Annotated in this window: 24 protein-coding genes; 14 read left to right on the top strand and 10 right to left on the bottom strand. The window is 69.0% G+C overall.

Annotated elements, in window-relative coordinates; all coding sequences use genetic code 11:
• Positions 1-210 precede the first annotated feature (210 nt).
• The 8 genes from BMY35_RS11690 (at position 211) to BMY35_RS11655 (ending at position 6,471) form a co-directional block, all read left to right on the top strand.
• On the top strand, positions 211-447 hold the full coding sequence (locus tag BMY35_RS11690; RefSeq protein ID WP_093198418.1) for a hypothetical protein: 237 nt from the start codon (positions 211-213) through the stop codon (positions 445-447).
• A complete protein-coding gene (locus BMY35_RS11685) occupies positions 447-1,067 on the top strand; it encodes an ATP-binding protein (RefSeq protein WP_177213613.1) in 621 nt (206 codons plus the stop codon). Before BMY35_RS11690 ends, BMY35_RS11685 begins: the two co-directional genes overlap by 1 nt.
• 235 nt (positions 1,068-1,302) lie before the next feature.
• Positions 1,303-1,986, top strand: coding sequence for a response regulator transcription factor (locus BMY35_RS11680; protein WP_093198415.1), 684 nt, complete (start codon positions 1,303-1,305; stop codon positions 1,984-1,986).
• Entirely contained in the window at positions 1,983-3,353 is a 1,371-nt protein-coding gene (locus BMY35_RS11675) for a sensor histidine kinase (RefSeq protein WP_093198413.1), read from the top strand. The genes BMY35_RS11680 and BMY35_RS11675 overlap by 4 nt, the downstream gene beginning before the upstream one ends.
• Before the next feature lie 143 nt (positions 3,354-3,496).
• Complete coding sequence (locus tag BMY35_RS11670; RefSeq protein ID WP_093198410.1) at positions 3,497-3,985, top strand: tripartite tricarboxylate transporter TctB family protein; 489 nt, start codon at positions 3,497-3,499, stop codon at positions 3,983-3,985.
• A gap of 37 nt (positions 3,986-4,022) precedes the next feature.
• Positions 4,023-5,534 carry a tripartite tricarboxylate transporter permease gene (locus BMY35_RS11665; RefSeq protein WP_093198408.1) on the top strand — a complete coding sequence of 504 codons (1,512 nt, stop codon included), beginning with the start codon at positions 4,023-4,025 and terminating at the stop codon, positions 5,532-5,534.
• Positions 5,535-5,684: 150 nt separating this feature from the next.
• Positions 5,685-6,164, top strand: a complete 480-nt coding sequence (locus BMY35_RS11660) for a hypothetical protein (RefSeq protein ID WP_256228302.1) — start codon at positions 5,685-5,687, stop codon at positions 6,162-6,164.
• A 127-nt stretch (positions 6,165-6,291) separates the two neighbouring features.
• On the top strand, positions 6,292-6,471 hold the full coding sequence (locus BMY35_RS11655) for a DUF3606 domain-containing protein (RefSeq protein ID WP_093198403.1): 180 nt from the start codon (positions 6,292-6,294) through the stop codon (positions 6,469-6,471).
• Positions 6,472-6,498: 27 nt separating this feature from the next.
• Here the strand turns inward: BMY35_RS11655 and ureG are convergent, their stop codons facing one another.
• From ureG to BMY35_RS11620, 7 genes are all read right to left on the bottom strand, one after another.
• Complete coding sequence (gene ureG, locus BMY35_RS11650; RefSeq protein ID WP_093198400.1) at positions 6,499-7,149, bottom strand: urease accessory protein UreG; 651 nt, start codon at positions 7,147-7,149, stop codon at positions 6,499-6,501.
• Between the two features lie 16 nt (positions 7,150-7,165).
• Positions 7,166-7,834 carry an urease accessory protein UreF gene (locus BMY35_RS11645; RefSeq protein WP_093198398.1) on the bottom strand — a complete coding sequence of 223 codons (669 nt, stop codon included), beginning with the start codon at positions 7,832-7,834 and terminating at the stop codon, positions 7,166-7,168.
• 26 nt (positions 7,835-7,860) lie between these two features.
• Positions 7,861-8,505, bottom strand: a complete 645-nt coding sequence (gene ureE / locus BMY35_RS11640; protein WP_093198395.1) for an urease accessory protein UreE — start codon at positions 8,503-8,505, stop codon at positions 7,861-7,863.
• Between the two features lie 92 nt (positions 8,506-8,597).
• Positions 8,598-10,316 carry an urease subunit alpha gene (gene ureC / locus BMY35_RS11635; RefSeq protein WP_093198393.1) on the bottom strand — a complete coding sequence of 573 codons (1,719 nt, stop codon included), beginning with the start codon at positions 10,314-10,316 and terminating at the stop codon, positions 8,598-8,600.
• A 3-nt stretch (positions 10,317-10,319) separates the two neighbouring features.
• A complete protein-coding gene (locus BMY35_RS11630; protein WP_021008918.1) occupies positions 10,320-10,625 on the bottom strand; it encodes an urease subunit beta in 306 nt (101 codons plus the stop codon).
• 13 nt (positions 10,626-10,638) lie between these two features.
• On the bottom strand, positions 10,639-11,241 hold the full coding sequence (locus BMY35_RS11625) for a HupE/UreJ family protein (RefSeq protein WP_093198391.1): 603 nt from the start codon (positions 11,239-11,241) through the stop codon (positions 10,639-10,641).
• Positions 11,242-11,270: 29 nt separating this feature from the next.
• Complete coding sequence (locus BMY35_RS11620) at positions 11,271-11,573, bottom strand: urease subunit gamma (protein ID WP_093198389.1); 303 nt, start codon at positions 11,571-11,573, stop codon at positions 11,271-11,273.
• Positions 11,574-11,677: 104 nt separating this feature from the next.
• Between BMY35_RS11620 and BMY35_RS11615 the strand changes: the two genes are divergently transcribed.
• The 3 genes from BMY35_RS11615 (at position 11,678) to BMY35_RS11605 (ending at position 17,096) form a co-directional block, all read left to right on the top strand.
• Positions 11,678-15,265 (top strand): hybrid sensor histidine kinase/response regulator, encoded by a 3,588-nt coding sequence (locus BMY35_RS11615; RefSeq protein WP_093198386.1) that lies wholly within the window; start codon positions 11,678-11,680, stop codon positions 15,263-15,265.
• Between the two features lie 26 nt (positions 15,266-15,291).
• Complete coding sequence (locus tag BMY35_RS11610) at positions 15,292-16,299, top strand: response regulator transcription factor (protein WP_093198506.1); 1,008 nt, start codon at positions 15,292-15,294, stop codon at positions 16,297-16,299.
• An 83-nt stretch (positions 16,300-16,382) separates the two neighbouring features.
• A complete protein-coding gene (locus BMY35_RS11605; RefSeq protein ID WP_256228301.1) occupies positions 16,383-17,096 on the top strand; it encodes a hypothetical protein in 714 nt (237 codons plus the stop codon).
• 18 nt (positions 17,097-17,114) lie between these two features.
• Here the strand turns inward: BMY35_RS11605 and BMY35_RS11600 are convergent, their stop codons facing one another.
• Positions 17,115-18,035 (bottom strand): LysR substrate-binding domain-containing protein, encoded by a 921-nt coding sequence (locus tag BMY35_RS11600; RefSeq protein WP_093198384.1) that lies wholly within the window; start codon positions 18,033-18,035, stop codon positions 17,115-17,117.
• A 95-nt stretch (positions 18,036-18,130) separates the two neighbouring features.
• Between BMY35_RS11600 and BMY35_RS11595 the strand changes: the two genes are divergently transcribed.
• Positions 18,131-19,363 (top strand): threonine synthase, encoded by a 1,233-nt coding sequence (locus BMY35_RS11595; RefSeq protein ID WP_093198380.1) that lies wholly within the window; start codon positions 18,131-18,133, stop codon positions 19,361-19,363.
• 19 nt (positions 19,364-19,382) lie between these two features.
• Positions 19,383-20,375, top strand: a complete 993-nt coding sequence (locus BMY35_RS11590) for a Bug family tripartite tricarboxylate transporter substrate binding protein (RefSeq protein WP_093198377.1) — start codon at positions 19,383-19,385, stop codon at positions 20,373-20,375.
• Between the two features lie 12 nt (positions 20,376-20,387).
• Here the strand turns inward: BMY35_RS11590 and BMY35_RS11585 are convergent, their stop codons facing one another.
• Positions 20,388-21,014, bottom strand: coding sequence for a helix-turn-helix transcriptional regulator (locus BMY35_RS11585; protein ID WP_093198374.1), 627 nt, complete (start codon positions 21,012-21,014; stop codon positions 20,388-20,390).
• 103 nt (positions 21,015-21,117) lie between these two features.
• Here BMY35_RS11585 and BMY35_RS11580 point away from each other — a divergent pair, with 103 nt between their 5' ends.
• Positions 21,118-22,269 carry a threonine synthase gene (locus BMY35_RS11580; protein ID WP_093198372.1) on the top strand — a complete coding sequence of 384 codons (1,152 nt, stop codon included), beginning with the start codon at positions 21,118-21,120 and terminating at the stop codon, positions 22,267-22,269.
• 110 nt (positions 22,270-22,379) lie between these two features.
• On the opposite strand, the gene BMY35_RS11575 is transcribed toward BMY35_RS11580, so the two are convergent.
• Positions 22,380-24,548 carry a YadA family autotransporter adhesin gene (locus BMY35_RS11575; RefSeq protein WP_093198369.1) on the bottom strand — a complete coding sequence of 723 codons (2,169 nt, stop codon included), beginning with the start codon at positions 24,546-24,548 and terminating at the stop codon, positions 22,380-22,382.
• Positions 24,549-25,122: the final 574 nt, after the last annotated feature.

Here is a 25,122-nt window from a genome sequence, read left to right as displayed (position 1 = left end):
GAGCACGACCGGCTACGGCAGCACGGGCACGAGCTACACGGGCCTGCCGCGCTCTTCCACCGGCTACGACTTCGGCATCCGCCACGCGTTCTGATAGCGGACGCGCGCCGCGCGGGAGGGAAGGGGCATGCACTGCTCTTTTTCTCCCGCGCGGCTTTTTCGTTTTCCGCGCTTTCTTTCCTTCATCCATCCAGCAGCGAGCTTCGACCAATGAACCGAATCCGACTTCTCGCGGGCGCACTGGCGGCCTCCGGGCTGACCGGCTGCATCATGCTTCCCCCGCCGCCCATGCCCTATCGCCCGCCGCCGCCGATGCTCTTCGGCGACGCCCGCAGGCCGCCGCCTCCCGGATGGGGAATGTGTGCGGCCGACGGCGCCCCGGTGCAGGAACGCTGTGCGCGCGACGTGCCGGGCGAACCCCGGCCGCAGCCTCCGGGAGCACGCTGATGAGCGGAGCGCAACTGCAATCGGGCAACCTCGGGGCCATCATCGCCGGCGTGATCCTGCTAGGGCTCGGCGGCGTGGTCGGCATGATGTTCTCGCTGTTCGTCGCCAATCTGCGGCAGAGCACGAAGGCGCGCGAATTCGCGCAGCAGGCCCGCGAGGAAGCACAGCAGCGCCTGGTCGCCAGCCGGGCGCAGGACATCCGGCCGCTGCTCGACGCGGCATCGGCGCAGGCCCAGGCCGACGCCAAGGCCAAAGCCATCCACCTCGACATCCAGCTGCCGCAGGAAGCGGTGCGCGTGTTCGCGATCGAGACGGAGCTGCGCGAGCTGCTCGCGAAGGTCACGGCCTATGCGGCCAGCGTGATGCGCACGGGTGCGACGCTGCAGGTGTCGGCGCACGCCGACGGCGAACAGGCGGTGATCCACTGGCGCGATCTCGACGCCGTCGACGCGCATCCGCCGCTCGCGAGATTCTTCGACAACAAGCTGTCGGCCGCCGTGACGGCCAGCGCCAGAGCCTGCGAGCGCATCGCGGGGCACCACGGCGGGCGCATCTACTCGGCGCCCCGCGACGGCGGCGTGTTGGGGCTGACGCTGCGGCTGCCTTTGCTGCAGGCCTGAACCGCCCGGCAGTCCAACATGGACAAACGGTAATGAAGCGGCCGCGCCTTCTCTGATCCAATGGCGGCTAGGATGCCTCCGGCGGTGCCCGCGCGAACGATGGGCAGCCCGCCGGCCCCATCGCCATGAGCACCAGAACGCAGCCCCTTCACAGCCTCTTCCTTCTTCTTCCGTCGCCAGCTTCCGCCGCCGTCCCGTACTGGGGCGCCGCGCGGGCGTGCTAGGCCCCAGCGCCATGTGGCGCTGCCTCATCGTCGAGGACGACGCCGACAACGCGCGCTACATCGCCGAGGGCTTCCGCTCGCTCGGCCATGTGGCGGTGATCAGCCGCGACGGCGCCGATGCGCTCGCGCGCGCCACCGGCGAGCCGTGGGACCTCGTCATCCTCGACCGCATGCTGCCCAACGAGGTGGACGGCCTGTCGATCCTCTCGACCATGCGCGCGCTCGGCAAGAAGACGCCGGTGCTGGTGCTCAGCGCCCTGAGCGCGCTCGACGAGCGCGTGCGCGGCCTCAAGGCCGGCGGCGACGACTACCTGGCCAAGCCCTTCGCCTTCTCGGAGCTCGCTGCGCGCGCCGAGGCGCTCGTGCGGCGCTCGCGCACCGGGCCCGAGATCCGCATGCTGCAGGTCGCCGACCTCACGCTCGACCTAGCGCGCCGCCATGTCGAGCGCGGCGGCCGGCCCATCGCGCTGCAGCCGCGCGAGTTCAGGCTGCTGGCCTATCTCATGATGCATCCGGGCCAGGTGGTCACGCGCACCATGCTGCTGGAGGCGGTGTGGGACTACCAGTTCGACCCGCAGACCAACGTGATCGACGTGCAGGTCAGCCGCCTGCGCGGCAAGCTCGATGCGGGTGGCGCCCCCACGCTGATCCACACCGTGCGCGGCGTGGGCTACACGCTGGCGGCGCCGCAATGACGGCGGCCCTGCGCCGGCTGTGGCGCTCGGTCGGCTTCAGGCTCGCCTTCTACTACGGGCTGCTGGTGGCGATCACGATGCTGGCGGCGCTGGCCATCGTCTACATGCAGACGGTGGGCGTGCTGCAGCAACGCATGGTGCGGCAGGTGGCCGCGAGCATGCAGCAGCTGATGGTGCGCTACGACGCGCGCGGCGCCGACGGCGTGGCCGGCGAGATCTCCAACGCGCTCTCCGACGGGCGCAACTCCGACAACGAGATCTACCTGCTCACCGACCGCGAGGGCAACAAGCTCGCCGGCAACCTCGACCAGATGCCTTCGCAGGCCCCCGACGCCGGCGACGGCGTGCACCGCCGCGTGGTGCGCGCGGGCCAGACCGTCATCGCGTATCTCGTGATGCGCCCGCTGCCCGACGGCGGCCTGCTGGTGGTGGGCCACGACCTGCGCGACCAGGAGTCGATCGAATCGCTGGTGGCGAGCGCGAGCGCTGCGGCCGGCATCGTGGCGGTGCTGCTGCTGATCGGCGGCACCTTCGTCTTCCGCCAGGAGCTGGAGCGCAGCGTGGGCGCGGTGCGACGCACGGCGGCGCGCATCGCGGCGGGCGAGCTGCAGGAGCGCGTGGAGCCCTCGGGCGAGGAGGACGAGTTCGCGCTGCTGGAGCACGACATCAACGCGATGCTCGACCGCATCCAGTCGCTCATGGACGGCGTGCGCCACGTCTCCAACACCATCGCGCACAACCTGCGCACGCCCCTCACGCGCGTGCTGGTGCGGCTGCGCGCGGCGGAGGCCGGCCTCGGCGAGGACGATCCGCAGCGCGAGGCGGTGGCCACCGCCATCCGCGAACTGGAGGAGCTGGCCGTGGTGTTCGAGAAGCTGCTGCAGATCGCGGAGGTGGAAGCCGGCGCGCGCCGGCAGCAGTTCGCGCCGGTGGCGCTGCACGTCATCGCCGACGACGTGGCGGAACTCTACGAGGCGGTGGCCGAGCTGCGCGGCATCGCGTTGCTGCGCGAGCCCGCCGACATGGCCATGGCGCTGGGCGACCGCGACCTGCTGGCCGGCGCCGCGGCCAACCTGCTCGACAACGCGTTGAAGTACGCCGGCAGCGGCGCCACCGTGCGCGTCGGCACGCACACGGTGGACGGCAGGGCGCAGCTCTTCGTTCAGGACGACGGACCGGGCATCCCGCACGCCGAGCACGAACGCATCGGCGTGCGCTTCCACCGGCTCGACCGCAGCGTGCCGGGGCACGGGCTGGGGCTGGCCAGCGTGCTGGCGGTGGTGGCGCTGCACGGCGGCCGGCTGGACTTCGCCGATGCGAAGCCGGGCCTGCGCGCGTGCATCGACTTGCCGATGTCGGACGGCTGAGCGCCTTCGTTCCTTCTCCCCTCGTGCGTTCGCAACATTGCCGAATGGCAATGTCTTGTTCATGCACAGCGAGGCCGTGAATTCCTAGGATCGCCTGAGCGCACATCTCGTGCGGATCAACGCAGTTCCAGGAGACATCAACGGTGAGAATCAAGAGTCAGAGAGACTTCTGCTCGGGCGTGCTCTTCAGCGCCTTCGGCGTGGCCTTCGCATGGGGTGCCACGACCTACAACGTCGGTACCGGCGCCCGCATGGGGCCGGGCTACTTTCCCCTGATCGTGGGCATCCTCATCGCGCTCATGGGCGTGCTCATCACGCTCAAGGCGCTGGCCGTGGAGACCGACGACGGCGAGCCCGTCGGGCGCATCGCATGGAAGCCGCTGGTCTTCATCATCGGCGCGAACCTGATGTTCGGCGTGCTGCTGGGCGGACTGCCGAGCGTCGGGCTGCCGTCGATGGGACTCATCGTGGCCATCTACGCACTCACCTTCATCGCGAGCCTCGCCGGGGACAACTTCGGCTGGAAGGGCGTGACCATCCTCGCCACCATCCTCGCGCTCGGCAGCTACCTGGCCTTCGTGGTGGCGCTGAAGCTGCAGTTCCAGGTGTGGCCGACCTTCATCTCGGGCTGATGCGCAGAGAAGAACAACAAGACCAAAGACAAGACACATGGACCTGATTACCAATCTCTCGATCGGCTTCGGCGTCGCCTTCACGGCGCAGAACCTCGTCTACGCCTTCGTCGGCTGCTTGCTGGGCACCTTGATCGGCGTGCTGCCGGGCATTGGCCCCGTGGCGACCATCGCGATGCTGCTGCCGGCAACCTACGCGCTGCCGCCGGTCTCGGCGCTGATCATGCTGGCGGGCATCTACTACGGCGCGCAGTACGGCGGCTCGACCACGGCCATTCTGGTGAACCTGCCCGGTGAATCTTCATCGGTGGTGACCGTGATCGACGGCTACCAGATGGCGCGGAAAGGAAGGGCGGGGCCGGCACTCGCGGCGGCAGGCCTGGGCTCGTTCTTCGCGGGCTGCGTGGGCACGCTGATCCTGGCCGCCTTCGCTCCTCCGCTGACCGAGCTGGCCTTCAAGTTCGGCCCCGCCGAATACTTCTCGCTGATGATCCTGGGCCTGATCGGCGCAGTGGTGCTGGCTTCGGGCTCGCTGCTGAAGGCCATCACGATGATCCTGCTGGGCCTGGCGCTCGGCCTCGTGGGCACCGACGTGAACTCGGGCGTGGCGCGCTACAGCTTCGACATTCCGGAGCTCACCGACGGCATCGGCTTCATCGCCATCGCCATGGGCGTGTTCGGGTACGGCGAGATCATCGCCAACCTCGCTGTGCCCGAGCATGAGCGCGAAGTCTTCACCGCCAAGGTGAAGGGCCTGTGGCCCACCAAGCAGGACTTCAAGGACATGACGCCCGCGGTGCTGCGCGGCACCGCGCTGGGTTCGGCACTTGGCATCCTGCCCGGCGGCGGGGCGCTGCTGTCGGCCTTCGCGGCCTACACCATCGAGAAGAAGATCAAGCTCAAGCAGGGCGAAATGGCCTTCGGCAAGGGCAACATCCGCGGCGTGGCGGGGCCCGAGTCGGCGAACAACGCCGGTGCGCAGACCTCCTTCATCCCGCTGCTGACGCTGGGCATTCCGCCCAACGCGGTGATGGCGCTGATGGTGGGCGCGATGACCATCCACAACATCCAGCCCGGCCCGCAGGTCATGACCAGCAACCCCGAGCTCTTCTGGGGCCTGATCGCCTCGATGTGGATCGGCAACCTGATGCTGATCGTGCTGAACCTGCCGATGATCGGCATCTGGATCAAGCTGCTGACCATTCCCTACAAGTGGCTCTTCCCGTCGATCGTGCTGTTCTGCGCGGTGGGCGTCTATTCGGAGAACAACAACACCTTCGACGTGTGGATGGTGGCGATCTTCGGCATCGTGGGCTACCTGTTCCTCAAGCTGAAGTGCGAGCCCGCGCCGCTGCTGCTGGGCTTCATCCTGGGCCCGATGATGGAAGAGAACCTGCGCCGCGCGCTGCTGCTGTCGCGTGGCGACTGGAGCGTGTTCGTCTCGCGGCCGCTGTCGGCCGGCCTTCTGGTCGCTGCTGCGCTGCTGCTGGTCGTGGTGCTGCTGCCCTCGGTGAAGGCCAAGCGGGAAGAGGCCTTCGTCGAGGACTGACGACGAAGGGAGGGCCTGGGAAGGGCCTGGGAAGGGCGGCGTGCCGGAACTCCGCGCGATACTTGCGGTCCCACGCTGCCGCCGCCTTCCCTCCCTTCGATGCCCGTCGTGCGACTTCCTTCTCCCTCGATCCTTCTTCGTGCGCTCGCCATGAGCGCTGCTCTTTTCGCAGCAGGTGCCCTTCATGCGCAGGCCCTGCCGCCCGGCGTGCGACTGGGCATGTCGGCCGAGGAACTGCAGGCGGCCATGCCCGCGGCGGAGCGCGTCCAGAGGCCGCAGCGCCTTGGCGGCGGCCTCGTAGGTTCATGGCGCGCGGCACCGGTCGAGATGGCGGGGCTGCGGTTCGAGCCGACCTTCTTCTTCGCGGCCTCGGAGTTGCGGCGCGTCGAGTACGTCGCCTCGACGCAGGCCACGCCGGACGGCGGCACGGCAGCCTTCGCGGCGCTGGTGCAATGGGGCCGCGGCGCATTCGGCAACGAGCTCGCATCGCGCGACCCCGGCAGCGCCTATGCCGCATGGGTGAACAACGACACCGACATCTACGTGCAGCAGCAGGCCGGCGATCCGCGCCGCGCCAGCGTGCGATTGGTCTACAAGGCGCGGCAGCTGCGCGACGGCAGCGAACTTTAAGTAGCGCGTGCGGGCGCGGCATCGGCGTTGTCCTGCAAGCGCGCCGGAATCTGTCCGACGGACGCCGCCGGGCAGGCGGGGAGACTGCTGTGTTCCCCCAAAACCCTTCTTTTTTCCGGAGACGACGATGCCAGACGACAGCGAGATCCGCATTCCGCAGGACGACGAACGGATCGACGTCACCGACCTGAAGGAAGTCGACTACTGGACGAAATGGTTCGGCGTCAGCGAGGCCAGGCTGCGCACCGCGGTGGCCTCGGCCGGCACGCGCAAGGACGACCTGCGCGTGTACCTCGGGCTGCCCTGAACCGGACAGGATCCCTGCCGTCGCGCTTCAGGCGGCGGCCAGCATGCCCCGCTCCTCGATGAACGCGACCACGTCGGCCACGCCCGAGAGCGTCTTGAGGTTCGTCATCACGTAGGGACGCTGGCGGCGCATGCGCTGCGTGTCCTGTTCCATCACGTCGAGATTGGCGCCCACGTAGGGCGCGAGGTCGGTCTTGTTGATCACGAAGAGGTCGCTCTTGGTGATGCCGGGGCCGCCCTTGCGCGGAATCTTCTCGCCCGCCGCCACGTCGATCACGTAGATCGTGAGGTCCGACAGCTCGGGGCTGAAGGTGGCCGCGAGGTTGTCGCCGCCGGATTCGACGAACACCACGTCGGCGTCGGGAAAGTCCTCCAGCATGCGGTCGATGGCCTCGAGGTTGATCGAGGCGTCTTCGCGGATCGCGGTGTGCGGGCAGCCGCCTGTTTCCACGCCCATGATGCGCTCGGCCGGCAGCGCGCCAGCCACGGTGAGCAGGCGCTGGTCTTCCTTGGTGTAGATGTCGTTGGTGATGGCGATCAGGTCGTACTTGTCGCGCATCGCCTTGCAGAGCATCTCCAGCAGGGTGGTCTTGCCGGAGCCGACCGGGCCGCCGATGCCCACGCGCAGCGGGGGCAGTCTCTTGGTGCGGTTGGGAATGTGGTGCAGGGCGGAGGTCATGAGGGTGGTGCTCGGTTCAGCTTCGGAAGAGGCGGGAATATTGTGTTTCATGGCGGGCCGACAACACCGCCAGCAGGGGCGCGAAGGCCTGGCGCTCGTCGTCGCCGAGGGCCATGGCGCGGGTCACGGCTTCGGGGATTTCCTGCGCCAGCCGCCCGAGGATGCGCTGGCCCGCGCTCTGGCCCAGCGGCACGGCCTTGACGGCGGCGCCGACCATGTTCTCGGCCCAGCCGAAGGCGAAGGCCAGGCAGCCGTCGTGCACCGTGGCGCCGGCGCGGCTGGCAGCGAAGGCGAATGCGATGGGGTAGCTCGCGCCCAGGCCGGCGAAGACTTCCGCCGTGTCCGCGTGGTGCAGCTTCAGCCATTCGACGAAGGAGCGGCCCATCTGCTCGGTCTGCAGAAGGAATTCGGCCGATTCGCGGGTGGACATCACCCAGTCGTTGAGCTGGCGCACGCGCGGCATGTCACCGGCCTGCCAGGCCGCGATGGCCTGCGCGCAGACGGCGAGGTCGCCCCTGGCGAAGCTCAGGTGCAGCTGGTCCGAGAGCCATTCGGCGGCGCGCGCTTCCGAATCGACGCCGGCCCATTCGACGGCGGCTTCGACTCCCTCGGAGTACGAGAAACCGCCCACGGGCAGGGCCGGGGAGGCGAGCCAGATCAGCTGCAGGAGGCTTTGGGCGGACACGTCAGTCGTTGCGCCTCGTGTCGTGTTCAGTGTGAGTGGCCATGGTGGCCGTGACCATGGTCGTGGGAGTGGTCGTGCGGGTGGTCATGCTCGTCGAGCAGCTCCGGCGCGAGCACGAGCGGCTTCGGGCCCTTGCCGGCACTGCTGCCGTGCGAGTGGCCGTGGTCATGGTGGTCGTGCCCGTGATGGTCATGGCCGTGGCCATGCGAATGCTCGTGCGATCCGTACGCACCGCCCTCGGGCTCGAAGGCTTCTTCCACCGCGACGACGATCAGGTGCATCGAGCGCAGCATGTCGGCCAGCACGTGGTCGGGCTCGATCTTCAGGTGGTCGGGCTTCAGCTCGATCGGCACGTGCCGGTTGCCCAGGTGGTAGGCCGCGCGCGTCAGGTCGAAGGGCGTGCCGTGCGCCGTGCAGTGCGTGATGCGCAGCACCGGCTGCGGCGCCGCGACCACGCGCACCAGCGAGCCGTCTTCGGCCACCAGCACGTCGCCGCCGCGCACGGCGGTGCCGCGCGGCAGGAACACGCCGATCTGGCGGCCCTGCGAGTCGGTGGCGTCGAAGCGGCTCTTCTGGCGGATGTCCCAGTCGAGCTCGATGGTGGCTGCGCGCTTGAGCAGCACGGGCGCGAGGCCGCGGCCCTGGGGCATGAGTTTGTTGGCGGTGAGCATGGTGCAAATGGAGCGCCCCGGAGGGCGCCCGCTGGCTGGATGAATACCTTCGAGGATACGCAGCCTGTCAAGCAGGCGCATTCCCCGGGGCTTCAGAACAGGAAATACCGCTGCGCCATCGGCAGCAGCTTGGCCGGCTCGCAGGTCAGCAGGTTGCCGTCGGCGCGCACCGCGTAGGTCTGCGCATCGATCTCCATCTTCGGCGTGTAGCCGTTGTGGATCAGGTCCTTCTTGCGCACGTTGCGGATGTTCTTCACCGCGCTGAGCTGCTTCTTCAGGCCGTAGCGTTCGCCGATGCCCGCGGCCAGCCCGGCCTGCGAGACGAAGGTGAGCGAGCTCTTCGCGAGCGATCCGCCGTAGGCGCCGAACATCCGGCGGTAGTGCACCGGCTGCGGCGTGGGGATCGATGCGTTCGGGTCGCCCATGGCGGCCAGCGCGATGCTGCCGCCCTTCAGGATGGTGAAGGGCTTCACGCCGAAGAAGGCCGGCTTCCAGATCACGATGTCGGCCCACTTGCCGACCTCGATCGAGCCTACCTCGTGCGCGATGCCGTGCGCGATGGCGGGGTTGATCGTGTACTTGGCGACGTAGCGCTTGGCGCGGAAGTTGTCGTTGCGACTGTTGTCTTCGGGCAGTGTGCCGCGCTGCAGCTTCATCTTGTGCGCGGTCTGCCAGGTGCGGATGACGACCTCGCCGACGCGGCCCATGGCCTGGCTGTCGGAGCTGAACATGCTGATCGCGCCCAGGTCGTGCAGCACGTCTTCCGCGGCGATGGTTTCCTTGCGGATGCGCGATTCGGCGAAGGCCAGGTCTTCCGCGATGCCGGCGTCGAGGTGGTGGCACACCATGAGCATGTCGACGTGCTCGTCGAGCGTGTTCACGGTGTAGGGCATCGTCGGGTTGGTCGACGACGGCAGGAAGTTGCCCTCGCCCACCACGCGCAGGATGTCGGGCGCGTGGCCGCCGCCCGCGCCTTCGGTGTGGAAGGCGCAGATGCCGCGCCCGCCCACCGCGGCGATGGTGTTCTCGACGAAGCCTGATTCGTTGAGCGTGTCGCTGTGAATGGCCACCTGCGTGTCGGTGGCGTCGGCCACGTCCATGCAGTTGCTGATGGCCGCGGGCGTGGTGCCCCAGTCTTCATGCAGCTTCAGTCCGATGACGCCCGCGTCGATCTGCTCGTGCAGCGCGTGCGGCAGGCTGGCGTTGCCCTTGCCGAGGAAGCCCAGGTTCATCGGAAAGGCGTCTGCCGCCTGCAGCATGCGCTCGATGTGCCAGGGGCCGGGCGTGGAAGTGGTGGCGAAGGTGCCGGTGGCGGGGCCGGTGCCGCCGCCGAGCATGGTGGTCACGCCGGAGGAAAGCGCCTCTTCGATCTGCTGCGGGCAGATGAAGTGGATGTGGCTGTCGATGCCGCCGGCGGTGACGATGTTGCCCTCGCAGCTGATGATCTCGGTGCCCGGGCCGATGACGATGTCCACGCCCGGCTGCACGTCGGGGTTGCCGGCCTTGCCGATGGCGGTGATGCGGCCGTCCTTCAGGCCGATGTCGGCCTTCACGATGCCCCAGTGGTCGAGGATGAGTGCGTTGGTCAGCACGGTGTCGACCGCGCCCTGCGCACGGGTGCGTTGCGACTGCGCCATGCCGTCGCGGATGGTTTTTCCGCCGCCGAACTTCACCTCCTCGCCGTAGCCGCCGGCGCGAAGGGTGTAGTCGGCCTCGACCTCGATCAGCAGTTCGGTGTCCGCGAGACGGACACGGTCGCCCACGGTGGGGCCGAAGATTTCCGCATAGGCGCGTCGCCCGATGGTGGCCATGTTTCAGAGCTTCCCTTGAACGAGGCCGCGAAAGCCGTAGACGATGCGATCGCCGGAAAAGTCGACCAGCTCGACCGTGCGCTGCTGGCCCGGCTCGAAGCGCACCGCGGCGCCCGAGGCGATGTTCAGCCGCATGCCGCGCGCGGCCTCGCGGTCGAAGCCGAGCGCGCCGTTGGTTTCGGCGAAGTGATAGTGCGAGCCGACCTGGATCGGCCGGTCGGCGGTGTTCTGCACCACCAGCGTGAGGGTGCGGCGGCCGGGGTTGAGCGCGTGCTCGCCGTCGTCGGTGAGGAGTTCTCCGGGAATCATGAGCGGGCCCGCCTCAGATCGCCTGTGCCAGTAGCGTCGCGCCCAGGCCGAGAACGGCGGCGCCCGCGGTGCGCGGCAGCCAGGCGTTGGCATGGCGCAGCGCCCAGCCGATCGCGATGCCGGCGGCGTGCAACAGCACCGTGGCGCTGACCATGCCGGCCAGCGTGAGGGCCGCCCCTTCTTCGCTGGCCAGTTCGTAGCCGTGCGCCACGCCGTGGAACACCGCGAACACACCGACCACGGCCATCGCCGCCACGGCCGGCAGGCGTACGCGCGTGACCACCAGCAGGCCCAGCACCAGCAGAGAGGCGGCGATCATCGGCTCGACCGCCGGCAGCTGCACGCCGGCCAACCCCATCAGCGCGCCCGCCAGCAGCATGCCGGCGAAGGCCAGCGGCGCCCAGAGCAGGTCGGGCCAGGCGCGGCGCGCGGCCAGCGCGCTCCACAGGCCGACCGCAACCATGGCGGCCAGGTGGTCGGCGCCGGTCAGCGGGTGCATGAAGCCGGTGACGAAGCCGTGGTGCATGCCGCCGTCGACGCCGGTGTGGGCGCTGGCCGCCAAAGGCAGCAGCAGGGAGGCGAGCAGGGCAAGGGTACGGGAGGCGTTGTGACGCATGAGGGCTCCTGTTGTTCTTCGAGTGGAATTCAGACGATGGGCTGATGGACGGTCACGAGCTTGGTGCCGTCCGGAAAAGTGGCTTCGACCTGGATGTCGGGAATCATCTCGGCGATGCCGTCCATCACGTCGGCGCGGGTGAGCACGCTGCGGCCGTCGCTCATGAGCTCGGCGACGCTCTTGCCGTCGCGCGCGCCTTCCATCACGGCGGCGGAGATCAGGGCGACGGCTTCGGGATAGTTGAGCTTGAGGCCGCGGGCCTTGCGGCGTTCGGCCAAAAGTGCCGCGGTGAAGATCAGCAGCTTGTCTTTTTCGCGCGGGGTCAGTTCCATGAGATCGGCATCGGGTGGCGGAGAGTGGCGGCCATTATGGGCAAGCCGGCTTCTTTGCAACAGTCGTGCCCTGTTCGCCAAAAGTCGTACGGATGGCACGGAAGATGCACCGAAACGGTGTGAACACCGAAGCCGCCCCTGCCACCCCGGATGACGCCCCCCAGCGCATCGTCAAGGTGCGGCGCGACTACAACAGCTGGGTCGCCAGCGAGACGCTGGAAGACTATGCCCTGCGCTACACGCCCCAGCGCTTTCGCAAGTGGTCCGAATGGCGGGTGGCGAACACGGCCTTCGGGGCGGCGTCTTTCCTGATCCTGGAGGCGGTGGGCGCCACGCTGCTGGTGCAGTACGGCTTCGCCAACGCCTTCTGGGCCATCTTGGCGACGGGGCTCATCATCTTCCTGGCGGGGCTGCCGATCAGCGTGTACGCGGCGCGCTACGGCGTCGACATGGACCTGCTCACGCGCGGCGCGGGCTTCGGCTACATCGGCTCCACGCTCACCTCGCTGATCTACGCGAGCTTCACCTTCATCTTCTTCGCGCTCGAGGCGGCGGTGATGGCCTACGCGCTGGAGCTGGCGCTGGGCATTCCGCCGGTCTGGGGCTACCTGGTGTGCGCGCTGGTGGTGATCCCGCTGGTCACGCACGGGGTGTCGGCCATCAGCCGGCTGCAGCTGTGGACCCAGCCGCTGTGGCTGCTGATGCTGGTGGTGCCCTTTGCCTATGTGCTGGTGCGCGATCCTGGTGCGTTCGCGGGCATCGTGCACTACAACGGCGTGCGGTCCGGCACCAAGGGCTTCGATCTGCACCTGTTTGGCGCAGCGCTCACGGTCGGCATCGCGCTCATCACCCAGATGGGCGAGCAGGCCGACTACCTGCGCTTCATGCCCGCGCGCACGGCGGCCACGGCGCGCCGCTGGTGGGCCGGGGTGCTGGCCGGCGGGCCGGGCTGGGTGGTGCTGGGGGTGCTCAAGATGCTGGGCGGGGCGCTGCTGGCCTACCTGGCGATCACGCACATGGTGCCGGCCGACCGGGCGGTGGACCCGAACCAGATGTACCTGGCGGCCTACGAATACGTGTTCCCGCACTACGGCTGGGCGGTGGCGGCCACGGCGCTGTTCGTGGTGATCTCGCAGCTCAAGATCAACGTGACCAACGCCTACGCGGGTTCGCTGGCCTGGAGCAACTTCTTCTCGCGCGTGGCTCACAGCCATCCGGGGCGGGTGGTGTGGGTGGTGTTCAACGCGCTCATCGCCTTCATGCTGATGGAGATGAACGTGTTCGAGGCGCTGGGCGACGTGCTGGGCCTGTTCGCCAACATCGCCATCGCCTGGATGATGGCGGTGGTGGCCGACCTGGTCATCAACAAGCCGCTGGGCCTGTCGCCGCCGGGCATCGAGTTCAAGCGCGCGCACCTGTGGGACATCAACCCGGTGGGCGTGGGCGCGATGGCGCTGGCCTCGGGGCTTTCGATCACGGCGCACCTGGGCGTGTTCGGGCCGCTGGCGCAGGCCTTCTCGGCGCTGATCGCGCTTGGCACCGCGCTGGTGGCTTCGCCGCTGCTGGCCTGGGCGACCGGCGGCAAGTACTACCTGGCGCGCGGCGTGCCGTCTCCCGGGGCCGGCGCGGTGCGCTGGGCCAGGGTCGAGCACGAGGGCAGCTACCAGCGGCTGAAGGTGCAGCACTGCGTGATCTGCGAGCGCGAGTACGAGGGGCCCGACATGGCCCATTGCCCGGCCTACCAGGGCGCTATCTGCTCGCTGTGCTGCACGCTGGACGCGCGCTGCGGCGACCTGTGCAAGCCGCATGCGAGCCTGTCCTCGCAGTGGTCGGCGGTGCTGCGCTGGCTGCTGCCGCGGCGCAGCTGGCGCTATCTCGATACCGGACTCGGGCACTTCCTGCTGCTGATGCTGGTCATCGTGCCGCTGCTGGCGGTGGTGTTCGGCGTGCTCTACCAGCAGGAGCTGCGTGCCTTCGCCGAAGGCGCGCTGGAGCTGGCTTCCGAGCCCGACGTGGCTGCCGCGCTGGCCGGTGTGCAGAAGCTGTCGCTGCGCTCGGGCTTCCTCAAGGCGTACATGGCGCTGCTGGTCATCGCGGGCATCGTCGCGTGGTGGCTGGTGCTGGCGCACCAGAGCCGCAAGGTGGCGCAGGAGGAGTCGAACCGCCAGACCCACCTGCTGGTGCGCGAGATCGAGCTGCACCGCGAGACCGACCGTGCGCTGCAGGCCGCCAAGCAGTCGGCCGACGAGGCGCGCGAGATCGCGGAGCAGGCCAAGCTCGCGGCCGAACTCGCCAAGCAGGCGGCCGACCAGGCCAACCAGGCCAAGAGCCGCTACATCAGCGCCATCAGCCACGAGCTGCGCACGCCGCTCAACAGCATCCTGGGCTACGCGCAGCTCATGGGCGAAGACCACTCGGTGCCGCCGCACCGCCAGCAGGCGGTGGCCGTCATCAAGCGCGGCGGGGAGCACCTGCTGTCGCTTATCGAGGGCACGCTGGCCATCGCGCACATCGAGGCCGGCAAGCTCACGCTGCATGCGCGGCCGATGCGCTTTGCCGACACGCTGCGCGAGCTGGCCGACATGTTCGAGCTGCAGGCCGCGGAGAAGGGCCTGCAGTTCCGCTTCGAGGCGGCGGGGCCGCTGCCAGAGGTGGTGCGCGCCGACGAGAAGCGCGTGTGCCAGATCCTCATCAACCTGCTGGGCAACGCGATCAAGTTCACGGCGGCGGGGCAGGTGACGCTGCGGCTGGCCTATGCGCGCGAGTTCGCGTCGGTCGAGATCGAGGACACGGGACCGGGCATGCCCGCCGGGGACATCGAGCGCATCTTCGAGCCCTTCGCGCGCGGCAACGCCACGGGCACGGCCGCCGCGCCGGGCGCGGGGCTGGGCCTCACCATCGCCAAGATGCTCACCGACCTGATGGGCGGCGAGATGAAGGTGAGCAGCACGCCGGGCGTGGGTTCGCTCTTCTGCGTGCGCCTGTTCCTGCCGCGCGTGCACGACACGGCGGCCGGCAGCGGACGCGCGCTGCCCGTTCCGCGCGCGCGACGCGGCTACGAGGGCCCGCGCCGCCGCCTGCTGGTGGTGGACAACGAGGAGGCCGACCGCGACCTGCTGGGCCACCTGCTCGCGCCGCTGGGCTTCGAGCTGCGCAGCGCGGCCAGCGGGCACGACGCGCTCGACCTCGTCGCGGCCGGCTACCGGCCCGACGCGATGTTCGTCGACCTCGCCATGCCCGGCATCGACGGCTGGGAGACCATCCGCCGTGCGCGCAAGCTGGGGCTGACCGAAGCCTCGGTGGCCATCGTCTCGGCCAACGCCTTCGACAAGGGGCTCGACAACGACGTGGGCATTGCGCCCGAGGATTTCTTCGTCAAGCCCGTGCGCCACACCGAACTGCTCGACTGGCTCGAGCGCAGGCTGGGTCTTCAATGGACCGACACCGCCGCGAAACCGGCTCCCGCAGCCACGCCGCGCGCGATGCTGGCGCCCTCGCTGGCCCGCCTGCGCGCGCTGGAGGAGGCCGTGGGGCTCGGCTACTTCCGGGGCATCATGAACCAGCTCGACGACATCGACGCCGCGCAGCCCGAGTGCGCGGCCTGGACCGAGGCGCAGCGCGTACTGGCCCGCCAGTTCCAGTTCGAGGCCATGAGCCGCGCGCTGGCAGAGGCCGTCGAGAGCGCCGCATGACCTCGACCGCGAAGCCATCTCCCGCCATGGAAACCTCATCGCTCGCCAAGACCCTGCGCGAACAGCAGGGCGCCAACAGCGACCTCGTGCTGATCGTGGACGACGTGCCCGACAACCTCGCGGTGCTGCACGACGCCCTCGACGAATCGGGCTACACCGTGCTCATCGCCACCAACGGCGAGCAGGCGCTGCAGCGCGCCGTGCAGGCCAAGCCCGACATCGTGCTGCTCGACGCGATGATGCCGGGCATCGACGGCTTCGAGGTCGCGCGCAGGCTCAAGGCCGATGCCGCGACGGCGCACATTCCCATCGTGTTCATGACGGGGCTCACCGAGACCGAGCACCTCGTGGCCGCGCTGGAGGCGGGTGGCGTCGACTACGTCACCAAGCCGATCAAGCCGAAGGAAGTGCTGGCGCGCATGAACGTGCACCTGCAGGGCGCACGTCGCGCGAGGCAGGACGCGCGGCAGGCCGGGCAGGCACGCAACGCGCTCGATGCCTTCGGCTACGCGAGCATCACGGTGCGGCTGCCCGAGGGGCGGCTGATCTGGCAGACGGCGCTCGCGCGCGACCTGCTGCATCGCTACTGCGAGACGCGCGCCCCCGAGACGCCGCCGGCGGTGCTCGAATGGCTGCGCAGCCACACGCCCGCCGCGCGCGAGCGGGGCATCGAGCCGCCGGCGCTGTCCATCGTGCAGGGCGCCGGCAGCCTCACGCTGCGGCTGCACCAGCAGACCGGCGGCGACGACGACGGCGACGAGTGGATGATCATCATGCGCGAGGTGTCCGACACGGCGGTGATCGAGGCCATGAGCCTGAGCCTGAAGCTCACGGCGCGCGAGGCCGAGGTGCTTTACTGGGTGGTCAAGGGCAAGACCAACAAGGACATCGGCGAGATCCTCGGCAGCAGCCCGGCCACGGCCAAGAAGCACCTGGAGCGGGTGTACGTGAAGCTGGGCGTCGAAACGCGCACGGCGGCGGCGGGCGTGGCCATCAAGCGCATCCGCGAGCTGCAGCCCCAGTTCGAGATCTGAAGGGTACCCACCGTGCGGCGCCGCGTCATGGCGCCTACTTTCCGCGTCCCTAGAATGGTTCGAGGGCCCACGGGACGCGAGCGATGAACAACAGCAACAGATACGGCAGAGCAACACCCCAGCCACCATGGCGCGGCTGGATGCTCGCGGCCTCCGGCTTGTTCACGGGCCTGAGCGCGCAGGCGGCCGGGCATTTCGACGTGGACGACGCCAGCACGCTCGACCCGGGCCAGTGCCAGTACGAGACCTGGTGGGGCCGCACGGGCGTCGAGCCCGTCACGGGTTTCCACTTCGGGCCGGCCTGCCGCATCGGTCCCGTCGAGCTGGGCCTGAACTTCGACCGCACCTCGGTCGGCGGCGTGCATTCGGTCACCGGCGGGCCGCAACTCAAGTGGAACTTCTACGGGCAGGCGGCCGATGCGCCTTTCAGCGCCGCCGTGTCGATGGGCGCGGTCTTCGACTTCAAGCGCGGCGGCCGCGCGGGCGGGCAGTTCGTCGTTCCGCTCACCTGGAGGCCGCTCGACAGCCTGCAGATCCATGCGAACGTCGGCGCCGACTGGGCCACCGGAACCGGCGCCCGCACGCCGCGCGGCGGCGTCGGCGTCGAATGGGCGCTGAACGACACCGTGTCGCTCATCGCCGAGCGCAGCCGCGCGTCGAACGTCTGGACCTCGCGCGTCGGCGGCCGCTTCAGCATCACGCCGCTGATCAGCGTGGACGTGAGCGCGTCGCGCACCGGGCCGCAGGGCGTGCGCGGCTTCGTGATCGGGCTGAACCACGAGTTCACCTGGAAGTAGGCGACCAGCCCTGGCCGGCTAGCGCAGGTGGCGCTGGATGCGCTTCTCGTCCTCGGCCAGCTGCTGGCGCATGAGCGAGATGAAATCCCGCGCGGTGGCCGAAAGCACCTTGCCCGCCGGCAGCGCCAGCAGGCAGGTGAAGTACACGTCGACCGAGAACCGGCGCACCACCAGTCCGCGCTCCACGTAGTCGAGCGCGGTGATCGGGTTGACCAGCCCCACGCCCAGGCCGCAAAGCGCCATCTCGCACACGCTGGCCGCGTAGGGCGTCTGCACCAGCACGCGCAGGGCCACGCCGTGCGGCGCCAGTGCCGCCTCGAGCCGCTGGTGCGAAGGGTCTTCGGGGTTGAGCGAGAGGAAGGGGGCTTCGGCCAGCTGCTCGGGCTTGATGGTCTTGAAGCGCGCCAGCGCGTGGTTGGGCGGCATCACCACCACGCCGGGAAAGCGCGAGAAGGTGGAGTGGTCGATGCCCTCCAGCGAGAGCTCGTCGGCCATCAGCCCGAAGTCGGAGATGCCCATGGCCACGCGGTCGCGCACGTCCTTGGAGCTCAGCACCTGCAGCGACACCTGCGGCCAGGGGCTTGCGCCCCGATGCGCCTTCAGCCGCGCCAGCGCTCGCGGCATGAAGCCCAGGCCGTAGGCCGGAAAGCTGCTGAGCTCCAGCTGGCTGACGCCGAAGTCGCGCAGGCTGCGCACCTTGTGCTCGATGGCGTCCATGCCGATGAACACCCGCTCCACCTCCACCCACAGCGCGCGCGCCTCGGGCGTGGGCACCAGCCGCCCGCCGGCGCGCTGGAACAGCAGCATGCCGGCCTGCGCCTCGAGCCGCTTGAGCGACTGGCTGATGGCGGGCTGCGTCACATGCAGCAGGGCAGCGGCCTTGCGGGTGGAGCTGCTGCGCATGAGGGCCCGGAAGGTTTCGATCTCGCCGAATCGCATCGATAAGTCTTGTTATCGGTTGAGTATCTGAGGCTGCATAATTTTATTTCCGATTGCATAAGATTTAGTCACAACTTCATCAAACGCGTGACCCCGTGACGACATCGCCCGTTCTGGACTTCAAGTTCGCCGCTCCCCCGCAGGATCCGCTGGCGCATTCCTCCGGCAATCCCCTGGGACTGGTGGTGCGCGACCGCACTCCCAAACCCCTGCGCAACCCGAACCTGCGCGGCCTGCAGTGCCTGCGATGCGACTCGCTCTACCCGGTCACGCTGACGCACGACGGCTGCCCGGCTTGCAAGCGCGCGGGCTTCCACGTGGCGCTGCGCGCCAGCTACCTGCCCGACAGCGCCGAGGTCATGCCCATGCCGTACACATCCGGCTTCGCGCTGGGCGAGGGGCAGACGCCGCTGCAGGACATGCCCGAGCTGGCGCAGCAGTTCGGCGTGGCGCGCTTGGCGATCAAGGACGAGTCGTGCAACCCCACGGGCTCGCACAAGGACCGCATGACTGCGGTGGGCGTGGCGCAGGCGCTCGACTTCGACGCCCACACGCTGGTGCTGGCCTCCTCGGGCAACGCGGCCGTCTCGGCGGCGCACTACGCATGGGCCGCGGGCCTGGGCTGCGAGGTTGCGACCTACGAGGGCATGCCGGCCACCTACGCGCGGCAGCTCGACGCGCTGGGCGCGCGCCGCTACGTGTTCTCCGACAACGCCGGCCGCTGGGCCTTCGTGCGCGAGCGCTCGCAGCATCCCGGCTACTTCGCGCTGACCAACTACCGCCTGCCCGCGCTGGGCAGCGCGCCGCTGGCGATCGAGGGCTACAAGCCGATCGCGCTCGAATGCCTGAACGACGGCGGCCTGCCGGACCACGTGGTGATTCCCACCGCGCGCGGCGACCTGGCGTGGGGCATCTACGCGGGCTTTCGCGACCTGCTGGCGGCCGGGCGCATCGCGCGCCTGCCCAGGCTCTGGCTGGTGGAGCCGTTCCCGCGCCTCACGCGCGTGTTCGCGGGCGGCGCCATTAACGGCAGCTACCCGGGGCACACGGCGCAGTTCTCCACGGCTGGGGCCACGGTGACCTATCTGCAATGGCAGGCCGCGACGGCCACGGGCGGCGGTGCCGTGGTCGTGGACGATGAAGAAGCGCGCGCCGCGCGGCGCGTGCTCACGGCAGCCGGCGTGAGCGCCGAGCTGTGCGCGGCCGGCGGCCTCGCCGCGCTGCGGCAACTGCGCGAGAGCAACTCCATCGCTGCGGACGCGCACGTGGTGCTGATGCTGACCGCCAACGCGACCGGCGACCCGAGCTGGCCCGATCGCCCGATCTAAACCTCTTCAGGAATCAGATATGCCGACGATGAATCGCCGGGCCTTCGTGGCCTCCGGCTCTGCAGTCCTGCTCGCTTCTTCCGTCAGCCCCGCGTGGGCGGCCTACCCCGACAAGCCCGTGAAGCTCGTCGTACCGTGGGCGGCCGGCGGCAGCACCGACGCCATCGCGCGCGCCATGGCGCAGCGCATGAGCCAGACCATCGGCAGCCCGGTGATCGTGGACAACAAGCCCGGCGCCGCCGGCATGATCGGCACCGACGCGGCGGCCAAGGCCGCGCCCGACGGCTACACCATCGCCATCGTCGAGCTGCCGCATGCGATCGCGCCGGCGGTGACGGCGAAGCTGCCCTACGACCTGCTGCGCGACTTCACGCCGGTGACCATGATCGGCACCTCGCCGCTGGTGTTCTTCGCGGGCATGGGCGACGACAGCAAGGACTTCAAGACCTTCCTGAAGACCGCGGCGGCGGCCGCGGCGAAGGGCGCGCCGCCGGCCATCGCGCACAGCGGCGCGGGCACGGTGAGCCACCTGGCGGGGGAACTGCTGGCGAACCGCACGAAGATCCCGTTCAACATGGTTCCGTACCGTGGCTCCGCGCCCGCGCTCACCGACGTGGCGGCGGGCACCGTGGCGGGCCACTTCGCGACGCTGGCCAGCGGCTCCAGCCTGCTGGGCGCCAACCGCATCCGCCCGCTGCTGGTGACGAGCACGCAGCGCGTGAAGCTGCCCGGCCTGCAGGACGTGCCGGCGCTCGCTGAGAACGGACTCAGGGGCCTGGAGATCGACCAGTGGTGGGCCATGGTGGCGCCGGCCACCACGCCGCTGGACGTGATCGAGAAGCTGCGCCGCGAGGCCATCGCCGCGCTGGAGCATCCGTCGGTGAAGGAACGGCTGTCGGTGCTCGGCGTGCAGATGAAGGGATCGACGCCGGCCGAGCTGCGCGCCTTCCTGCGTTCGGAGGCCGATCGCTGGCAGAAGGCCGCGCACGAGATCGGGCTGCAGCCGCAATAGCCTTCGGACTGGCTACTTCGCGTCGCTGTAGACAGTGGCGCGCGACACGCCCATGTGCGCCGCGGCGATCTCGGCGCCGCGGCGGACTTCCAGCATTCCGGCCTTCTTCAGCTCCTGAACCAGTTGCTTGCGGTCGGCCGGCTTCAGCGAGCGCGGCGTGGTCGCGCGCGCGGCCGCGAACTCGTCGATGCGCGCGTGGATCCGGTCCGAGTGGTTGCCGCCGGCCTCGAGGTGCTCGTGCACTTCCTTGTCGTCGATGCGCGTGAACTGCGAGATCGCGCCCTGGAAGCTCTGGAACAGCGTGAGGTCGACGTTCAGGCACAGCGCCGCAACGTATTCGCCGCTCTCGTCCTTGATGCCGATGGAGGTGCTCTTGACCTTGCGGCCGTCGGGAAAGGTGTTGGCGTAGTTCGCGATCACCGCCGGAAACTCCGGGTCGCGGATGCGCGCGAGGCCGAGCTCGGTGACCGAATCGCCGACCTCGCGGCCGCTCAGGCTGTTCTCGATCGCGTGGATCGCGTTCTTCGGATTGCTCAGGTCGTGCACCACCACCTCGCAGAAGGGCGCGAAGGTCTGGCCCAGGCCCTCGGCCATGTTGCTGAGCATGTCGAGCAGTTGCTTGTTCGGCTTCTTCTTCATACCGGGGAATGTATCCAGCTCTGGACGAACAATCTGATTTGTACAAAAAGTACAGTGTTGGATGTATTATCCAGTCTTGTTCGGTTTGATCCAGGAGCCACGAATGACAGAACGCGCACGCTACGTCGATCCCCGCACCGGCAGGCACCACGAGCTGTCCGAGCGCCGCTGGCGTTCGGACGACGGCAATCCCATGCTGGTCACGCCGCTGCCGGGCATCGGGCGCGACGACATCGATTCGCGCACGCGCTCGCTGTGGCGCTACCGCGCGGCGTTGCCCGTGACCATCGACAGGCCCGCCAGCATGGGCGAGGGCTGCACGCCGCTGGTGCAGAAGCGCTGGGGCGACTTCGAGCCGCACTTCAAGCTCGAGTGGTTCAACCCGACCTGCAGCTTCAAGGACCGTGGCGCGGCGGTGATGATGTCCTTCCTGCGCCAGATCGGCGTCGACGCGGTGCTGGAGGACAGCTCGGGCAACGGCGGCGCGGCCATCGCAGCCGCAGGCGCGGCGGCCGGCATGCGCGTGAAGGTGCTCGCGCCGAGCTACACGCCCGCGCCGAAGGTGGCGCAGATCCGCGCCTTCGGCGCCGAGGTGCAACTGGTGCCCGGGCCGCGCGAGGAGTCTGAATACGAGGCCGTGCGGCAGTCGGAATCGATCTTCTACGCGAGCCACAACTGGCATCCGTTCTTCCTGCAGGGCACGAAGACGCTGGCGTACGAGCTGTGGGAAGACCTGGGCTTCGTAGCGCCGGACAACGTGGTGATTCCGACCGGAGCGGGCAGCAACGTGCTCGGCTGCTGGATCGGCTTCAAGGAGCTGCTGGCGGCAGGGCAGATAGCGAAGCTGCCGCGCATCTTCGTCGCGCAGCCGTTGAACTGCTCGCCGATCGACGCGAGCTTCATGGCGGGTGTCGACACGCTGGTGGAGCGCGCCGTGCAGCCGACCATCGCCGAAGGCACGGCGATCAAGCGGCCGGTGCGGCTCGCGGAGATCATGCAGGCGCTGCGCGAGACGAACGGCAGGACCGTGGCGTTGACCGAAGAGCAGATCGCGGCGGCGGTGCGCAGGCTCGCGGCCTGCGGCCTCTACACGGAGCCGACCTCCGCGTCGGCCGCGGCGGCCATCGACGTGCTGGCGCAGCGCGGCGACATCAAGGCGACGGAAACGACGGTTGCGCTGCTGACGGGCACGGGGCTGAAGTCGACGCAGTTCATGACCGAGCTGTTCGGCGACAAGGCGGGCGCAGCCGCCTAGCGGACGGTCGTCGAAAAAAAGAATGGCTCCCATGCCGCGCGGCATGGGAGCCATCTTCATGCTGGCCGATTCAGCTGTCGGCTCTCTCCCTCCTTCATTTCCTCATTTCCTCATTTCCACTTCCAGCCCACGCCGGCGTTGAAGCCCCATTCCTTGCCCGTGGTCGAGACACCCGCGCCCCAGGACAGCCTGCCGTCGTCGGTCAGTGCCTTGAAGGTCAGTGCGAGCGCGCTGTAGCCCTTGTAGTTGCCGACGCCCACGCCCACGGTCTTCTCGCCGGGAGACAGCGTCGGCAGGTAGGTGCCCGACATCGCCAGCGCCATGGCGGTGCCCGAGTAGGCGATGCGGGCCACGTCGTCGACCTGACGGCGCACCTGGTTCAGCTGGTTCACGTTGACCGCGTCGGTCGGCAGCACGCCCGTTGCCACGTTGCCGATGCGCGTGCCGCCCGGTGCCTGGCCGTTGCCGAGCGTGATCTGCCCGTGGTTGATCGACCCATCGGGGTTGGTCGCGTATTGCACGCTGCCGGCTCTCACTGCCGCCTCGGATGCCTTGAGCTGCGCCACGTTGGCCGCGTCGCTGTCGGCCGTGCCCGCTGCCACGCCGGTGATCTGGCGGAACTGGCTGCTGGCCGTGTCGCCCACTGCCACGGCTGCCTGCGTGCTGGTCGTCGCCCTTACTGCTGCCCGATGCTGCGCAGGCGCGTTGCCGGGCAGGTAGCCCGCCACGCCCGCTGCGGTGGACGCGACCGAGCCGGCGCCCAGTGCCACGCCTTCGCTTTGCTGCACCACCGCGCCGAAGCCGATGGCCGTGCCCTTGACGACGTTCCGTGCCCGGCTCAGCGCGGTGCCGCCTGCATCCGCGTTGTCGCCCAGCGCCGCGCCGCCGCCGCCCGCGCGGGAGCTGACGCCGATGGCCTGCGAGCCCGTGGCGAGCGCCCCGGTGCCGATGGCGATCGCACTCGCGCCCGAGGCCTCGGCGCCGAAGCCCATCGCCAGTGCACCGTTGGCCGAGGCCTTTGCGCCGTTTCCGGCGGCGAAGGCGTTGGGGCCGCTCGCCACCGACTGGGGCCCGATCGCCACGGCCCTGTCGCCGCTGGCCACCGAATCGCTCGCCGTCGAGTTGGCGTGGAAGTACTTGGTGCCTGTCTCGTAGATGCTGCGCACGGAGGTGCTCAGGCTGCCGAGGTTGCTGTTGGTCGTGGTCAGGCTGGTCGAAAGACTGCCGATGTTGCCGGCCAGGGTGTTCAGGCCGGTAGAGGTCGACGTGGAAAGGCTGGCGATGGTGGTGTTCGTCATGCCCAGGGAGGTGGACAGCGAAGCGGTGGCCGTCGAGAGCTGGCTGACGTTGACTGCATCCGTCGCCGCTGCGCCGGCGGCGACGTTGGTGAGCCTGCGCTCGCTGCCGGCGGCACCGATGGACACTTCGCCCGCGGGTGTGGTGCCGGCGATGGCCGCGCCAGCGAAGGGCGTGTAGGCGGCCACGCCCTGCAGTGCGGCGAGCGAACCGGCCGTGCTGCTGGCCGCTCCGATGGCGACGCTGTTGTCGTAGTTCGCCGCCGCTCCGTTTCCGAGCGCCACCGCGTCCTTGCCGGCCGCATGGGTCGCCGCGCCGATCGCAACGGCGCCGCTGCCGGACACGGTCGCGGCCAGGCCGATTGCCACGCCGGAAGCGGCACCGGCGGCGACCGAGGACTGTCCCCCGATCGCGAGGCTGTCCGCTGCCGCGGCGTGGGCTCCCTTGATCGAGCTGCTGCCGATGGCGATGGCGCCGTTGCCCGAGGCGGTCGTGGAATCGGCGGCCGACAGGGCGGTGGTTCCGTCGCCGCCCGCGCCGCCGATCGCGATCGAATTCAGGCTCAGGGCCTGCGAGCCGAAGCCGACCGCGGTGCTGCCGGTGCCCGAGGCATCGGCCGAGAGGCCGACTGCGCTGCCCCACTGGCCGGCGGTGCCGGAGAAGCCGAAAACGGCCGAGCCGTTGCCGGTTCCCTTGGAGTAAGTGCCGAACACCGAGACGCCACTGAGGCCGCCGCCGCTCGTGTCGCAGCCCAGGATATTGGACCAGGTGCCGCTTCCGTCGACAGGCTGGGCATTCGTTCCGATGACGGTCACCCGTCCGATCGTTGCGGAGGTCGTGGTGCTGCAGTTGGCTGGCGCGTAGGTCGATGCGGCGGCGTCCGATGCCGTCAGCTGCAGGCCGGCTGCAAGAGCCGCGGCAGTCACTGCGGACAACTTGAAGCGAGGCCGGCCGGAGGTGCTGCTGCGATAAAGCTTGTTCATGGAATCTCAGAAATTGACGAGGAAAAAATGCAGAAATAGAAATTCCTGCGCGGCGGAGTCGCTGCGTCGAGAACGCAAAGCTCGAAGCCGAAGCAAAGCGCCGGCACGGCAATTGCCGTGTCGGTTCAGTGATTCCGGAAATTCGTGAAGAGGGTGACGGCCGGTGTTTCGGCTATCGGGCGGGACTGGATCCCGCGTCGATCACGTGCCCGTGATCGATGCCGCAAGTTGCGGCGGTGAGGCCTGTTTGCAGGGCTCGAGTGAAATCATTCCAACCTCTCTGTTCGTTCGGCAGCGACTGTCATGGAGAGGCGTATTGCCGGATTCGCCATGACCTTTTGGGTGGCGGAATGTAGCGATCGGCAATCGAATTGGACAATGACCGTTGATGTCAACCAATGACGGTCTTCAATAGGCTCGGTGATTCGCCGGAACGCAGGTTGTTTTGTCGAGGCGAGAAGAAATTGGCGTGTTCGATTTGTCTTTTCGAACGAGCCGCGCACGAAATCGCGTCAGCTGGTCATTGATGACAAAGGCTGTCGAAAAATGTCAGGTCGACGATGCCAGGAATGTT

The organism is Variovorax sp. YR750 (genome assembly GCF_900109805.1).
In the GTDB taxonomy this organism is placed as follows: domain Bacteria; phylum Pseudomonadota; class Gammaproteobacteria; order Burkholderiales; family Burkholderiaceae_C; genus Variovorax; species Variovorax gossypii.
This window is presented reverse-complemented; position numbering and strand designations above follow the sequence as displayed.

Coding starts and splice junctions, on each gene's coding strand:
- BMY35_RS11605 (WP_256228301.1), top strand. CDS start 16,383: ATGAACAACAGCAACAGATACGGCAGAGCAACACCCCAGCCACCATGG.
- ureC (WP_093198393.1), bottom strand. CDS start 10,316: ATGGCCACCATCGGGCGACGCGCCTATGCGGAAATCTTCGGCCCCACC.
- ureE (WP_093198395.1), bottom strand. CDS start 8,505: ATGCTCACCGCCAACAAACTCATGCCCCAGGGCCGCGGCCTCGCGCCC.
- BMY35_RS11655 (WP_093198403.1), top strand. CDS start 6,292: ATGCCAGACGACAGCGAGATCCGCATTCCGCAGGACGACGAACGGATC.
- BMY35_RS11630 (WP_021008918.1), bottom strand. CDS start 10,625: ATGATTCCCGGAGAACTCCTCACCGACGACGGCGAGCACGCGCTCAAC.
- BMY35_RS11580 (WP_093198372.1), top strand. CDS start 21,118: ATGACAGAACGCGCACGCTACGTCGATCCCCGCACCGGCAGGCACCAC.
- BMY35_RS11590 (WP_093198377.1), top strand. CDS start 19,383: ATGCCGACGATGAATCGCCGGGCCTTCGTGGCCTCCGGCTCTGCAGTC.
- BMY35_RS11615 (WP_093198386.1), top strand. CDS start 11,678: ATGCACCGAAACGGTGTGAACACCGAAGCCGCCCCTGCCACCCCGGAT.
- BMY35_RS11600 (WP_093198384.1), bottom strand. CDS start 18,035: ATGCGATTCGGCGAGATCGAAACCTTCCGGGCCCTCATGCGCAGCAGC.
- BMY35_RS11575 (WP_093198369.1), bottom strand. CDS start 24,548: ATGAACAAGCTTTATCGCAGCAGCACCTCCGGCCGGCCTCGCTTCAAG.
- BMY35_RS11620 (WP_093198389.1), bottom strand. CDS start 11,573: ATGGAACTGACCCCGCGCGAAAAAGACAAGCTGCTGATCTTCACCGCG.
- BMY35_RS11625 (WP_093198391.1), bottom strand. CDS start 11,241: ATGCGTCACAACGCCTCCCGTACCCTTGCCCTGCTCGCCTCCCTGCTG.
- BMY35_RS11585 (WP_093198374.1), bottom strand. CDS start 21,014: ATGAAGAAGAAGCCGAACAAGCAACTGCTCGACATGCTCAGCAACATG.
- BMY35_RS11675 (WP_093198413.1), top strand. CDS start 1,983: ATGACGGCGGCCCTGCGCCGGCTGTGGCGCTCGGTCGGCTTCAGGCTC.
- BMY35_RS11685 (WP_177213613.1), top strand. CDS start 447: ATGAGCGGAGCGCAACTGCAATCGGGCAACCTCGGGGCCATCATCGCC.
- BMY35_RS11690 (WP_093198418.1), top strand. CDS start 211: ATGAACCGAATCCGACTTCTCGCGGGCGCACTGGCGGCCTCCGGGCTG.
- BMY35_RS11610 (WP_093198506.1), top strand. CDS start 15,292: ATGGAAACCTCATCGCTCGCCAAGACCCTGCGCGAACAGCAGGGCGCC.
- BMY35_RS11660 (WP_256228302.1), top strand. CDS start 5,685: ATGAGCGCTGCTCTTTTCGCAGCAGGTGCCCTTCATGCGCAGGCCCTG.
- ureG (WP_093198400.1), bottom strand. CDS start 7,149: ATGACCTCCGCCCTGCACCACATTCCCAACCGCACCAAGAGACTGCCC.
- BMY35_RS11680 (WP_093198415.1), top strand. CDS start 1,303: ATGTGGCGCTGCCTCATCGTCGAGGACGACGCCGACAACGCGCGCTAC.
- BMY35_RS11665 (WP_093198408.1), top strand. CDS start 4,023: ATGGACCTGATTACCAATCTCTCGATCGGCTTCGGCGTCGCCTTCACG.